The 14,162-nt window shown below is 40.3% G+C and carries 13 protein-coding genes and 1 tRNA gene; 4 read left to right on the top strand and 10 right to left on the bottom strand.

Features of this window, described 5'->3' with window-relative positions:
- Window positions 1-3: 3 nt before the first annotated feature.
- Window positions 4-1,722 (top strand): single-stranded-DNA-specific exonuclease RecJ, encoded by a 1,719-nt coding sequence (gene recJ / locus KO529_RS20565; protein WP_215949722.1) that lies wholly within the window; start codon window positions 4-6, stop codon window positions 1,720-1,722.
- Between the two features lie 154 nt (window positions 1,723-1,876).
- Here recJ and KO529_RS20570 read toward each other — a convergent pair whose 3' ends face one another.
- The 3 genes from KO529_RS20570 to KO529_RS20580 are packed head-to-tail and all read right to left on the bottom strand — an operon-like array spanning window position 1,877 to window position 4,363.
- Window positions 1,877-2,644 (bottom strand): UDP-2,3-diacylglucosamine diphosphatase, encoded by a 768-nt coding sequence (locus tag KO529_RS20570; RefSeq protein WP_215949778.1) that lies wholly within the window; start codon window positions 2,642-2,644, stop codon window positions 1,877-1,879.
- Window positions 2,645-2,664: 20 nt separating this feature from the next.
- Entirely contained in the window at window positions 2,665-3,114 is a 450-nt protein-coding gene (locus KO529_RS20575; RefSeq protein ID WP_215949723.1) for a 6-pyruvoyl trahydropterin synthase family protein, read from the bottom strand.
- A 40-nt stretch (window positions 3,115-3,154) separates the two neighbouring features.
- On the bottom strand, window positions 3,155-4,363 hold the full coding sequence (locus KO529_RS20580; RefSeq protein ID WP_215949724.1) for a histidinol-phosphatase: 1,209 nt from the start codon (window positions 4,361-4,363) through the stop codon (window positions 3,155-3,157).
- A gap of 194 nt (window positions 4,364-4,557) precedes the next feature.
- Between KO529_RS20580 and KO529_RS20585 the strand changes: the two genes are divergently transcribed.
- Window positions 4,558-5,202: a 2OG-Fe(II) oxygenase gene (locus KO529_RS20585; RefSeq protein WP_215949725.1), complete on the top strand. Its 645-nt coding sequence runs from the start codon at window positions 4,558-4,560 to the stop codon at window positions 5,200-5,202.
- A 158-nt stretch (window positions 5,203-5,360) separates the two neighbouring features.
- Here KO529_RS20585 and KO529_RS20590 read toward each other — a convergent pair whose 3' ends face one another.
- The 4 genes from KO529_RS20590 to KO529_RS20605 are packed head-to-tail and all read right to left on the bottom strand — an operon-like array spanning window position 5,361 to window position 8,485.
- A complete protein-coding gene (locus tag KO529_RS20590; protein WP_215949726.1) occupies window positions 5,361-5,837 on the bottom strand; it encodes a DUF4199 domain-containing protein in 477 nt (158 codons plus the stop codon).
- Between the two features lie 3 nt (window positions 5,838-5,840).
- Window positions 5,841-6,611, bottom strand: coding sequence for an enoyl-CoA hydratase/isomerase family protein (locus tag KO529_RS20595; RefSeq protein WP_215949727.1), 771 nt, complete (start codon window positions 6,609-6,611; stop codon window positions 5,841-5,843).
- Between the two features lie 27 nt (window positions 6,612-6,638).
- Window positions 6,639-7,973 carry an MATE family efflux transporter gene (locus KO529_RS20600; protein WP_215949728.1) on the bottom strand — a complete coding sequence of 445 codons (1,335 nt, stop codon included), beginning with the start codon at window positions 7,971-7,973 and terminating at the stop codon, window positions 6,639-6,641.
- A gap of 11 nt (window positions 7,974-7,984) precedes the next feature.
- Window positions 7,985-8,485 carry a GNAT family N-acetyltransferase gene (locus KO529_RS20605; protein ID WP_215949729.1) on the bottom strand — a complete coding sequence of 167 codons (501 nt, stop codon included), beginning with the start codon at window positions 8,483-8,485 and terminating at the stop codon, window positions 7,985-7,987.
- Window positions 8,486-8,642: 157 nt separating this feature from the next.
- On the opposite strand from KO529_RS20605, the gene KO529_RS20610 reads away from it, so the two are divergent.
- On the top strand, window positions 8,643-9,440 hold the full coding sequence (locus KO529_RS20610) for a universal stress protein (RefSeq protein ID WP_215949730.1): 798 nt from the start codon (window positions 8,643-8,645) through the stop codon (window positions 9,438-9,440).
- Window positions 9,441-9,512: 72 nt separating this feature from the next.
- Window positions 9,513-9,586, top strand: a tRNA-Ala gene (locus KO529_RS20615).
- Window positions 9,587-9,698: 112 nt separating this feature from the next.
- On the opposite strand, the gene KO529_RS20620 is transcribed toward KO529_RS20615, so the two are convergent.
- The 3 genes from KO529_RS20620 to KO529_RS20630 form a co-directional block, all read right to left on the bottom strand.
- Window positions 9,699-12,140 (bottom strand): outer membrane beta-barrel family protein, encoded by a 2,442-nt coding sequence (locus KO529_RS20620; RefSeq protein ID WP_215949731.1) that lies wholly within the window; start codon window positions 12,138-12,140, stop codon window positions 9,699-9,701.
- A gap of 276 nt (window positions 12,141-12,416) precedes the next feature.
- Complete coding sequence (locus tag KO529_RS20625) at window positions 12,417-12,920, bottom strand: YybH family protein (RefSeq protein WP_215949732.1); 504 nt, start codon at window positions 12,918-12,920, stop codon at window positions 12,417-12,419.
- Window positions 12,921-13,043: 123 nt separating this feature from the next.
- Window positions 13,044-14,099, bottom strand: a complete 1,056-nt coding sequence (locus KO529_RS20630; protein ID WP_215949733.1) for a class I SAM-dependent methyltransferase — start codon at window positions 14,097-14,099, stop codon at window positions 13,044-13,046.
- Window positions 14,100-14,162 lie beyond the last annotated feature (63 nt).

Below are 14,162 nucleotides of genomic sequence, written 5' to 3' on the forward strand. Positions count from 1 at the left end.
ACCATGCGATGGACCATTAAACCAAAACCCGAACAACCGCAAATAGATGCTTTGGCAGCCGTGTTAAATGTGGAGGATTTGGTTGCACAATTATTATTGCAGCGTGGCATAGCCAACTACGAAGACGCCAAAAGATTTTTTAGGCCACAGCTTTCCCATCTTCATGATCCCTTTTTAATGAAAGATATGGACAAGGCCGTGGAACGAATTGAAATGGCCATTGCACAGCAAGAAAACATATTGATTTTTGGGGATTACGACGTGGATGGCACTACTGCCGTAGCCTTGGTATCCTCCTATTTGGAAAGTTCCTACCCCAACGTAGCCACCTATATCCCAGATCGCTACAAAGAAGGCTATGGGGTTTCCTTTCAAGGAATAGATTTTGCCGAGGACAACGGGTTTTCCTTAATCATTGCCTTGGATTGTGGAGTAAAGGCCATTGACAAGGTTGAATATGCCAAGGAGAAAGGTATCGACTTTATTATATGTGATCACCATAGACCCGGGAATACATTGCCCGATGCAGTAGCCGTTTTGGATCCGAAAAGAGCGGATTGTTCCTATCCATATGATGAACTCTGTGGCTGCGGGGTAGGGTTTAAATTGATTCAGGCACTAGGTAGCAAAAAGGGGGAAACCATTGAAGATTTAGTTCCTTATTTGGATCTGGTGGCTACGGCCATAGGCGCAGATATAGTGCCCATTACCGGGGAAAATAGGGTGCTGGCCTTTTGGGGGCTCCAAGTGATCAACCAAGATCCAAGAGCCGGATTCAAGGCCATCATCAATCAGATAAAAAAACAAGTCCTTACCATTACCGATGTGGTCTTTATAATTGCTCCGCGAATTAATGCTGCAGGGCGCATGGAACATGGGCAACACGCCGTTAACCTGTTAAAGGAAACCGATTTGGAACGGGCGGAATTTTTTGCTGCCGAAATAGAGAAATACAACACGGACCGCAGAAATCTGGACCAGATCATTGCCCAAGAGGCTTTATTGCAGATCCAAGAAAACAAGGAAGAGGAAGGCTTTACCTCGGTCGTATATAATGAAACTTGGCATAAGGGAGTGATAGGAATTGTGGCCTCCCGTCTCATAGAAACCTATTATAGACCCACTTTGGTTTTTACAAAGAGCGGCAATAAATTAGCAGCTTCCGCCAGATCCATCAAAGGTTTCGATGTATATGAGGCCTTGGAGGGGTGTTCGGATACCATTGAGCAATTTGGCGGGCATATGTATGCCGCCGGACTTACCTTACTTGAAGAAAACTACGAGGCCTTTAAATCCAAATTTGAGGAAGTAGTTGCCAATACTATGGATCCAAATCTGATGTCTCCTGAAATTATGGTAGATGCCATAATTGGCATAGATCAAATTACGCCAAAGTTAATGCGCATTATTAAACAATTTGCCCCTTTTGGCCCTGGAAATATGACTCCTATTTTTATGGTAGAAAATCTCAACGATACCGGCTACGCAAAAGTGGTCGGCCAAGAAGGAAAACATTTAAAATGTAAACTTTTCGACAAAAATAACGGCTCCAAGAGGTCGGCAATTGATGCCATTGGATTTAATTTGGGTAAGTATTTGCCTACAGTATTGAGTAAACCCGTTAGTGCCGTTTTTACACTGGATGAAAACGAATGGCAGGGTAAAATAGCCCTTCAAATGAAGTTAAAGGACCTAAAAGAGCATGATAGTTATCAATTTTAATTTATTGATAACCGTTAAGTATCACAATAAGCCAACTTTAACAGGTCTAAACTACAAATTAAAGTAAGCATTATCTTACTTATTTCTTAGGTAAATAGATGGATTATAATAATTCCGATTTTCACTTGAGATGCTCTATAAAATCTTCTACATTTCAGCCCCGGGAAGGCTCATATTTTTTGAGGGACAAGGAGGATCCGTCAAACTCGCCATAGGTAAAATAGGAAATCCAATCCCCTAAATTTACGTAGGTAGCATTTTCATTTAAAGATATTTCCAATGGTAGGTGCCGATGTCCAAAAACAAAATAATCATAGTGCTGCTGCTCCAGTTTTCGCCTGCAATATTGCACCAACCATTCGTTCTCTTCACCTAGAAATTTAATATCCTCATCCCCGGAGATCATTTTGTTCTTCACGGAAAGATATTGGGCCAGTTTAACCCCAAAATCCGGGTGTAGCCAATTGTAAAACCATTTGGATACCGGGTTGGTGAATACCTTTTTCATACGTTTGTATCCCTTATCCCCAGGGCCCAAACCATCACCGTGTCCAATTAAAAATGACTTTCCGTTTAAAAGAAAGGATTGAGGTTTGTGATATACAGGAATGTTCAACTCCTCTTCAAAATAGCCGTTCATCCATAAATCATGGTTGCCCACAAAATAGTACACCGGAATGCCCGAATCGGTAATTTCCGCCAACTTTCCCAAAGTACGGGTAAAGCCCTTGGGCACTACTGTTTTATATTCGAACCAAAAATCGAAAAGATCCCCAAGGAGAAAAATAGCGGCAGCATCTTCCTTAATAGTATCCAGCCACGCCACGAACTTTTTTTCACGTGGAAAACTAAGGTCCTTGGTAGGAGCTCCCAAATGATTATCACTGGAGAAATAGATTTTTTTGCCCGCGGGAACGTCAATAGTTTTCATCCAGGGCCTTTTTAATTATCAGAAGCATACCATTCCGCAAAGGAGGTATCGGTTTCCTGTAGCTTTAAAGAATGTAGGCTGATATTTTTTGGCAACCTGGCCTTAATTCTATCCGCAAAATCCAAAACCATATTTTCACTGGTAGGTTGATAGTTGGCCAATATTACATTATGCCCCCTATCCGTTAGTTCCTGCGCCAATTCCACATGCGGGGTATTTTTATTAAAAACCGTGGCGTGATCAAATTGGTCCACAATTTCTTCCTTCACAATTTTCTTCAAATCCCCGAAATCTATGACCATACCCAATTTTACGTGGGCAACATCGGTAATAGGCCTCCCAATTACGGTTACGGAAAGTTTATAACTGTGGCCATGTACATTTCTACATTTACCATCATAACCGAACAAGGCATGTCCAGTTTCAAAATTAAACTGCTTGGTAATACGAATATTGCCCATATTATTTATTTGGACTGCAAAGGTAATTTATTCTGCGAAACTAATCGTTTAGAACAGGCTGCGTCCAAGCCGATTCGTATTTGATGTCCTCTATTGGGTTTTCCTGAAGTTTTGAAGAAGTTATTTTACTCCTTACAAACAATATATCATCCGTTAGCTCAAAATTGGCAGAACTGCCTTCAACAGTCTTCAACTCCTGTACCTCCGTTTCCCCTTTTAGGCAACCAAGAAAGGTTATGGTATAATTAATACCAGCTTCCGGTTCCACTTCCACTTTTATAATCTTATTGTCCAAATCCACGGTTTTAAGAGTAACCCCGGTGGTGGAATAAAAATCGCCCTTTTCCATGGCCTCTATCAATGCAGGAGCCGATAAGGTATCAGACTGTACCATCACCCAACCCCTACCGGAATTGCTCCATTTACTGCCCATTTTATGGTAGTTATGGGAATCATCGGTTGCCAATCCATACATAATGGGCTTCTTGGCCGCTAAATAGGATATATTGATCTGATCCCACATTTCCTCTGTAGAAATATGTGTTGAATCCCCCATATTATGCACCATAGGATGACCGTTGTACACTTCAAAAAAGCGCTCTCCATTCAAGGATATCATATCTTCAAGGCTAATACTGTAATAAAAGTTGGGGTGGTTTATATGGGGCATAATCGGAACTCCCGTTTCTTTCCGTTGTTTAAGCACCGCATCCAGATTGTTTTGCATGACTTCGGAGATACTATTTCCTCCCTGGGGATCTATCTTTTCTTGAATATTTGTAGCGTTCATATGAACATGCTTACCCTCGTACCTGTCCGTTATTTCCTCAGAATGAATGACCAAAAATTCTCCCGGTTTTTCAAAAAGGTCCCTATACTCTGCATAAGTCTTTAATTTTACATGCACTTTTCCCGAGTCCGTTTTATGTTCTACCCAATCCTCCCCATAAGTAGACAAATACTTCTCAAAGCTTTTTTGATAAATGGAATCTTCCCTTAGCTGTACCCATTTTTCTTCCATAGAAATGGTATTATGATCCGATAGGGCTATAAATTGATAGTCGTGCGACTTGTACCAATCCAAAATAGTCTCAGGAAACTCGTCCCCATCGCTCCAGAAGGAATGGGTGTGCAGATTCCCTTTGTACCACCTTTTCTTTAAAGCTTCGTTAGTGCTTTTTGTACTATCGCCGCAGCTTCCGATCAAAAAGGTCAAAATTAATACAACAGAGGGTAAAATATGTTTCATTTCTAAGCTTGTTTGGAAATTAATGCTCAAAAGTTAATGAAAATGTATTAAAAATCAGGGAATAAGCTAAAAATCAACCATAATATTACCATTATATAATACATGGTTCTGGACAATTTAGACACACTTAATATACTGTGTAAAACCAATTACATTTTCGTCTATTTTTGTCCGATTTTTAAAACCATACCAACTTGGTAGAACTATTTGAACAACTGGAGTTTAAGGAGAATCCACTTTTTGAAAAAGTGATAGAGGATATCTTGATACAGAAATACAGTATTATAGACGATTTTTTCTCGCCTGAAGATGTGGCCGAATTACGGGATTCCCTATTGGCCAAATATGAAGAGGACCAGTTTAAAAAAGCAGCTATTGGGAATCGTGTCAACGAATTGATCATAAGGGCGATCCGAGGCGATTTTATTCTATGGATGGATGAAAGCAGTAAGGATGTACTGGAGCAACAATTTTTTTTGAAAATTAATGAATTGGCCAATTATCTGAACAAGACCTGCTTTATGGGAATCCTGTTCAAAGAATTTCACTATGCCATTTATCCTGAAGGTACTTTCTACAAAAGACATTTGGATACCTTTCAAAATGACGATAGACGTAAACTTTCCATGGTCTGTTATTTGAATGAACCAGACTGGATACCCGAAAAAGATGGTGGTGAATTGGTACTATACCTGCCCACAGAACAAGGGGAAGAGGCAAAACATATTACCCCCTTTCCGGGAAGGGTCGTTATTTTTGAAAGTCAGGAATTGGAGCACGAGGTTAAACCTGCCCATCGCGAAAGGCTGAGCATCACCGGGTGGTTAAAGACCAGATAACCGACTTATCTTTTATATTTTCTATTGTTTTTAATTCGATTAACGAAATAAACTACCAATAAAACTAAGGCTAGTAAAGGGAAAACAAAGTTCCCGTTTAAGAACGATAAAATATCCATTATAAAAGTTTAAAAAAATAAAACGGTAAACGGTACCGGTTATTGCTTCTTCACAAAAAATGCCACAATCGCCGAAGTAACGATTCCCATGGTCAATGCGCCAAAAAGACTTTGAAGTATATAGCTTTTCAAATTAAAATAGCTCTCTGCAGCTTCTTGATCCATTTTTCCCGAATCCACCACAAAATTAATAATATTTGTAAAATATTCGGGCGTAATTAAAGTACTGGTGATATATTGAGTTAACGGACTTATTACGGCAATGATTACACTTAAAATAATACCGCTGATAAATCCTTGTTTCCAATTCATTTTTCCATTGTAATCCACTTTTCTTTTGTCCAATAAGGCCAATACGTACACTGCGATAGCTATGATGGCAAAAAAGTTGGTATATATGGCGTGCTTTTCAATGAGTACATCGTGCCAGCCCATAGATTTCTCAAAAACCATCCAAAGCAGGGTAGCCAATGCAAATATAATGGCCCATTTAATTTCAATACGGTACTTGCTCATAATCTAGTTATTTTTGAATTTTTCCAATGCTTTCTTAGTTTCTTCGGAAATTGCCAAACGTCCGGTAATTTCTGCCCGGTTGGTCAGTAAAGTGTCCCAATGTCCAGTCCCTTCCCAAAGCACTTTTTTCCATTCCTCCAAGGCTTCTGGATTATAGCTGGCTAATTTTTGCGCGAAAATATCCAGTTCCTTGTCCATTTCCCCCTGTTTATCAAATACTTTTGAAAACAACCCCTTTTCCTGTGCCCAATAGGCATTTTTCCATTCATTGGGGGAAAGCGACAGTTCCGATAGGGCGGCAACACCCATTTTACGCTGCACCGCTGGTGCAATCACCAAGGGTGCAATGCCTATGGTTAGCTCGGATAAGCGTATGGAGGCTGCCTCAACGGCAAATACGTAATCGCATGCAGATATAATTCCGACTCCACCGCCTACTGCTTTACCTTGCACCCTGCCCACGATTAGCTTTTTACAGGTCCGCATTGCATTGATAAGATGGGCAAATCCGCTAAAGAATATTTTACCATCGGACAAATTGTCCACTTCCAATAATTCATCAAAGGAGGCTCCTGCACAAAAAGCCCTATCCCCTTCAGATTTTAATATAATTACGGATACCTCCCCGTTATTGGATAATTCCCCCAAAGTCTTTGTGAGCCTTTCCAATAGTTCCGATACAAATGAATTACTGGCAGGGTGTCCAAATTCTACTGTGGCAATGCCATTGATGATGCTGGTATATAAACTTCCGTTAGATCGGCTGGTACCCATATTATTATCCTTAGTGGTATTTCAAATTTACACGTTTTGAAGAAGCGGACGAAACTTTCGCCTAAATTTCCATACCAAAGCCCCGCCCCTGATAAACATCCAAATGGTAAATGCGATCCAGATTCCATACAGTCCCCATCCTAGAAATTTACCAAGGAATAGCATTGGAACAAAGCCTAGGAAAGTAGCTACCAATAAAACATTCCTAAGGTATTTCATTTCCCCTAAACCTTTAAAAAGTCCGTCGAAAACAAAGGCGACCATATTCATTGGGATTCCTAGAATAAGGATAAAAAATATAGAATAGAAGGCTTGCAATACCGTTATATCATTGGAAAAAATACGTCCTATAGGTCTATAGAACAGGAAGCCTACTGCAGCAAGTATTAAACTAATCACAAAACCGTACAACATTATTTTTTTTGCCAATTCCCAAAGTCCGTCGTAGTTCTTGGCACCCAATAGCTTACCGCCCATAATATTCCCCGCGGCACCATAGCCATCAATAAAAAAAGCAGAAAAAAGCCACAGGTTTATAGCAATGGTATGTGCCCCTATAAATTTGTCCCCTAAGGCAGTTGCCTCCCTAACCGCCAAAATTAAAGCAATGTTTAAGGCAAGTGCCCTAACAAAAAGGTTTAGGCTCATGACCACCAACCTACCCAATTCCGGGTGTAGGGGGAATTTAAGGGCCAAGCTGATATTTGTTTTAGTAATCAGCAGTACAAATGCCATTAAAGCCATAATACCCTGGGCAATTAAACTGGCCCAGGCCGCCCCTTCCAAATACATAGGGGTAATTATCCCTTCCACGCCATAAACCAAAATAAAATCCAATACTATATTTAAAACAGCCCCCGTGATGGCGATCAACATAGGATAATAGGTATTCTGCAATCCTCTAAAAATACCCATAACGGCAAATACAAATAGGGTTAGGGGAAAACCCCAAACCCTTATGGAATAATAAGAAATACAGAGCTCCAGAATTTTTCCCGAGGCGTTGAGCAAAACAAATATTTCCTCCACCACAAAAACAGTGGAAAGGAGAATGACAATACTCAGCAGAATGTTTAGGAAAATGGCTTGTGCCGGCAGCGTTTTAACCCTTTCCAACTTACCTGCACCCAAGTATTGGGAAATTATAGCGGAAATGGCGCTACGGGTCTGACCTAAAATCCAAATCAACATGGACAAAAATGAACCCACTATTCCTGCTGCTGCCAAGGATTCCATCCCATCTTGGGGAATGTTGCCCACTATGGCCGTATCGGTTATGGATAAAATTGGTTCAGCTATACCCGCAATAGTGGCGGGAATGGCAAGGTTATTAATCGTTTTAAAATTAATTGGGCTCTTCAAAAAAGAATATTTTATAAAATTAGCTCATAACAATGAAAGGGAAATTCACTTTGTTTGGGGAAATATATATCCCCAACTGTCTGGTAACCCCGTGCCTGATAAAATCTATTATTGCGGCCATTTTTACTGAAAGTATCCAGCCTTACGGAAATAAACCCGCCCCTACAGGCATAATCCTCTCCAAAATCCATTAATTCCTTGGCATAGCCCTTTTTTTGTGCTTTAGGATGCACTGCCAAGCGGTGAATGTAAATATTTTTTTTATTGGGCGTTAACCAGTTTATGGGACAATATTCTTCATCCATGAGCGTAGACAATACGATTATTCCAATTATTTCTTCATTTTCCTCCAAGACATAAAGTTCCTTGCGGGCAATATCCTTTTCAAAGGCTTCTTTAGACGGATAATACTCGTTCCACTGATAAATGCCCTCGTCTATCATGCTTTTTGCGCAGGCCTGCGTAATATTCAGAATATCGGGAATTTCCAATATCTTTGCCAATCGAATCATGCACGGTTGAATTTAATTTGTAAATTTATACTATTCATGAACAATTGAATTATATACAAGGGAAGAATTCTACTATATACGATAACCAAGATGTTTAACTACGCCATGTCTGACCAACAAACAAATAGAAGCGTTTAAAGCAATTAATACTGAACTTATGAAAAATATTCTCGTTCCTATCGGAACCTCTGAAAATGCCCATGAAACCTTACAATATGCGGTTGATTTCGCTACCGAATTTGACTCCAACATTTATGTAATGGAAGTATTTAGTGTAAGTTCCAGTGCCAGCAGTTTGGCCAATATCAGGGAAAAAGTGGACGAACGCACCAAGGAGCACATAAAAGGGGTCATTGACAAAGTAAATGCGAGGAATATTAACATAAAGATAGCCACTTATAACGGCGACATTGTTGATGGACTTAAAGATATTGATCGGGATCTAGGGATTGATCTAATTATTTTGGCGCCTAGAAGTAATGACATTCAAGAGGAATATTATCTAGGAAATACTTCCGGAAAAATAGTAAAACAAACAGATATCCCTACCCTTATTGTGCCAAAAGGGACCGTTTTTAAACCGTTTAAAACAATCTTGACAGCCTTTAAATCTGGGGTATTAAAGCAGAAGAGTATACTATACCCCTTGGTTGAAATCAAGAAAAAATTCGAATCCAAGGTGAGTCTATTGTTCGTAAAAACCCCTGGATACACTAAGGAAGATCTTAAAATAAACATGTCATTAATGGGCCTGAGTTCTGAACTTACCCAATCTGAAAACCCCTCGACCTATTTGGGGGTATTGCAGCATTTTGAGGCAAAACATCCGGACTTATTATGTGTTTTTAGGAGAAAAAGAGGGTTCTTTAAAAAATTATGGGAAAGGAACACCATTCTTAAATCGGAATTTTATGCCCCGGTACCTGTTTTGGTCCTAAGTGTAAAGAAAGACTAAGAAATTTGGAATTAGCTGAAATTGTGCTTTGATTATGTTGGAAAAAGTATTTTCTTTGCGGCAGCCAAATTTGGGGGATTAGCTCAGCTGGCTAGAGCGCTTGCCTGGCAGGCAAGAGGTCACCGGTTCGACTCCGGTATTCTCCACAATCAAACGCAATTGGTCTTGCGTATTAAAACTAAGGAAAGCCACTCAAGTTTATTTGAGTGGCTTTCGTGTTTTAAAAGGCCAATGCTTAACCTCAAAATTTGGATAATCTTACATCCGATTGCGCTCCTCTTGGGATCCCGTTTCCCGTTTTCTAGTTTCCTTTACTTTTTTATTCCCGAAGGGAAACGAATAGGTTAGCTGAAATACCCTTTCGGACCAATCGTTATTACCATAGGTCTTTATGCCCAATTCGGGCTGGTCGTATTCCCATTCTATGATACCGCTAGTGGCAGTGATATCCTGTATACTGAAGGTAAGGGAACTCTCGTTCCTAAATTTCTTGCTGATCCCAAAGTTAATGTAATGACGCAAGTACTGCTCTTGGTCTCCGGATATGTACGGACTCATATACCTACCATCTATGTTGGCGGTCCATGAATTACCTAGTTCAAAAACGTTGGCCAATTGGGCCGTAACGGTAAATAACCCTTTTTCAAAAGGTAGGGGCCGATTAGAAGCATCTTTTACCTTTTTGTAGGCACCGTCCAAATTCCAATTCATTTTCCACATCTTACTAATTTTTATAGGGAAGCTCATATTTAACAGGAACCCATCCATTTGATCAAAATTAATGGGGATACTTGTCTGCAGATTCTTTTCCTTATTCACTGTGTTATAGAAAGCGATGGCACCCTTGGCCCTGTTTATTTCCATCGAGATCAAAAAAGAACCCTGGTTATATGCCAGCCTGACCGCATTGGTAAACGATGGCCTAATCCGCGTATTTGAACTGGCGAATAACGACGGGTCTATTAAAACGTAGTAACCTGCCAGACTAAAAAAAGACGGACGCTCAATACGGCGGTTAAAGGATAAAGTCAGCGACTTGGTCGAATCAATAGCGTAGCTGGTCCTGACGACCGGAAAAATATTATTGTAAGTAACGCTAAAGTCGTTCTCTCCAACGGTATCGTCAAGTTCATAATTATAATGCTCCAGTCTAAGGCCCAGATTACTTTCCCATTTCCCGTTCCATTGTTTATGAAACGAGGCATAGGCTGCCAAAACCTTTTCCGCAATGTCATCGTTCATTGTGAATGCTTCGTCCACTTCCCAAACACCGGATGTACTGTTCCGAATCTGTGATTGGGTATTGGAGTTATTAAAAGTGCCTTTGAGACCTGTTTCCCATTTGTTGCCCGCTTCGGTCTCCCATTCAAAATCGGCCTTTGCCGTTTTGATTTCAAATTGTGATTCACGACCAACTTCTGTTCTTTCAATAGCTTCCGCAGGATCAAGATTGGAAAGTTCGGAAGAATTTTGCACATCCAGTGTTACCCTATCCACATCAATATTTAAAGAGGCATTAGCCCCTATTTTTCGAAAATAGTTTAGATTTATAAAGGTGTTACTGTTAGGATTGTCAACATCAAGGAGGAATTCTGAATCGGTATTGGGCACCGAATTTATTGAACCACTTGACCTACTAGTATAATCATGGCCCAGTTCGTTATTTTTGGAATACCCAAAAAGACCCCCTACAATGTTGTTTTTATCAATTTCAAAATCGGCCCCCAATGTAAAACCCAATGAATTGCTGGTAGGGTTTTCAAATTTCAACTTATTCTCGTAATAGTAATAATCGCCCTCATATTCATATTCCCTAAAATGATTTATCAATAACTGGGGCGATCTGCTATGAAAGCCAGTGGCATTGCCATAAATGTTCAAACTGTTATTGCGATAATTAAAGTCGGTGCTTCCGTTAAATTTTTCCCTTTGCCCAATACCAGCGGTAAAACTAGCGTTACCGTTAAACCCATAAAGATTGTTTTCCTTCATGACAATATGGATAATACCAGCGGCATTATCGGCATCATATTTGGCCGAGGGCTGATGTATGAGTTCTATACGATCAATGCTTTCTGCCCGCATTCCCTTTAATTGCTGTATCAAATTACCCTTGGGTACGCGCGATACCCTATCGTTTATCATAATCAGCACCTCGCCCTTATTGTTTAGACTAATACTGTTCGAATTCTCCTGTACCATTACCCCAGGTGCCTTTTGAAGGACTTGCAGGGCATTATTACCACTAAAAGTAGGCAGGGATCCCACATTCAAGATCAACCTATCGCTCATTTGTTGGAATAAGGCCTTACGCCCAACCACCTGAACGCCTTGTAACTGTTGGCTCATAGGTGATAATTGGATATTCCCCGTAGAATGCTCTTTTAAATCGGTAAGTGCTATAGATCTGTAGTAAGGTTCATATCCCAAGAGGGAAATATTAAGTATATAATTACCAATTGATATTCCTTCAATAACAAACCCTCCCTTGGTATCGGTAGTTACTCCCTTCACCAAAACAGAATCCGGTTGTTGTAAAAGAAGTACATGTGCGAAAGGCATAGCCTCTTTGTTTTCATCATAAACTTTTCCTGTCAGCCTAGCGTTCTGTCCACATAAGACCTGTCCTGCTCCCATAAGCAGTAGGACCACCACTAAACTATAATAATTGAGTTGACGCATTGTGTATATAATTTTCATTATTTCCCCACTAAGTGAGATTTGAAGGCTCTGGCCTTTTGTTGAAATGTTATCTGTAATTTCCTTCCGATGCCTCATGAGCCTTCCTTTGTCGGCAGAGAGGCCTGCCCTGAGGTAATTGACTTTGAGATGGTGCTATGGATCCTATAAGATCATAATGATAGGTGGGGAAATGAAAATATAGATTCCCCACCGTGTGAATAAATGTTTGTACAGATGGTTTATTAAAAGAAAATAGCCAAAGCACTTGCCTATATTTATTGTTATGGCGCGCTTTTAACTGTCCTCTTTTGCCAAGGGTGAATGATGCTCGTGAACCATTTTCCATCCATTATCCGTCTTGACGAACAACAATGTTATTTGGTCATTAACCACCACTAGTTCCTCTCCAAATTTTAAATGAAAATCCGAGTGAAAGGTTAAATTGGCCACATCGCCATAAACGGCAATTTGTAAATCTTTGGCATCGAACTTTACTACCTCGGACACAGCACCAAAAACAGTTCGTTCATGCGCCTCGTTTGCATCACCCCCATTTCTTGGTTCTCCATTTTTGAATTCCGTAAACTTTGGACTGTAGGCGTGAAAGGAAATTAGTTTATCCATATCACCATCCTTAATACTTTGTGCAATTGCGCCAAAGGTCTCCATCACTTCTAGTTTCGCTTCCGGAAACTCATCATTTATCAAATCGATCCTGTTTACTTCAGCTTGTTGTGCATATCCTGAAATTAAAATTCCAAAAATCATAATCATTGTAAGTGTCATCTTAGTTTTCATAATCTTAAATTTATATAGTTAATAGTTTACTTTTTATGTGTTCGATATTTGCCAATAAGGATTGTTTTAATCCTTATTGGCATAAAATCAACATGGTTGTATCTCCTAACAAGAATAAAAGATCTAGGCCCGTGCCTCCAAAATCAAATTAAAAGGTGTTTCCGTGGCTCTTCTAAATCTACTAAACCCTCCTGCAGTAGCAACTTCCCGTAAGCGTTTTTCCCCTGCTTGGGCACCTAGGGCAAGACCTACCTCCTGGTTCAAGGAACAGGGTGTACATAGTGTAGTGGAAAATGCATAAAATGCTCTCCCGACGGGGTTTAGGTTTTCCTCCAAAGTATCCTTTGCAAAAGGTTCCACGATCATACAGGTACCATCCGGTTTTAAGGCTTTTTTTACGTGGGCACAGGCACCAATGGGGTCGCCCATATCATGCAGGCAATCGAAGAAGGCAATAAAGTCGTAATCGCTTCCTGGAAAATCTTTGGCCAAGGCCACTTCAAAAGAAATATTGTCCAACCCAGCGGCGGCGGCACTTTCCCTAGCATGTTCTATAGATTTAAGATGATAGTCATACCCTATAAAAGTGGAATTGGGATAGGCCTTGGCCATAATGATAGTAGACGCGGCATGGCCACAGCCAATATCCGCTACCTTGGCCCCATTCTTTAATTTGGCCTCTACACCATCCAAAGATGGAATCCAGTGATTCACCAAATTATTCTCATAGGATGGACTGAAGAATTTTTCGGTACCGCAGAACAAACAAGTACTATGATCTCCCCAAGCGACCCCTTCACCCGATTTAAAAGCTTTTTCCATCTTGGGTGCATCGTTGTAGACCGATGTAATTGCATAAAATGCCCCGGTCATAAATACAGGACTTTCTTCATCGCCAAAAACAGCCGCCTGTTCCGGGGTCATTGAAAAGCTATTGGTAGTGGCGTCATAGCTTACATACCCCGATGCCGCCTGGGCCGATAGCCATTCGCGGACATATCTTTCCGCCGTATTTGTTTCATCGGCCAATTCGGTCGAATTCATTGGCCCCGATGCCGCCAATGATTTGAAAAGTCCCAATTTATCCCCCAATAAGATTAAGGGTCCATTGGCAGCAGCTCCCATTTCGGTAACTACTTTTCCCAGTAACTCGTTTAATTTTGCTTCATTTAATTCCATGGTTCTAATTTTAAGTGAACAATTAATTTAATTATGAAGGGGAACTAAAGTTTACTTTAAGGT

This window comes from Arenibacter algicola (genome assembly GCF_018860365.1).
GTDB classification, from domain to species: Bacteria; Bacteroidota; Bacteroidia; order Flavobacteriales; family Flavobacteriaceae; genus Arenibacter; species Arenibacter algicola_B.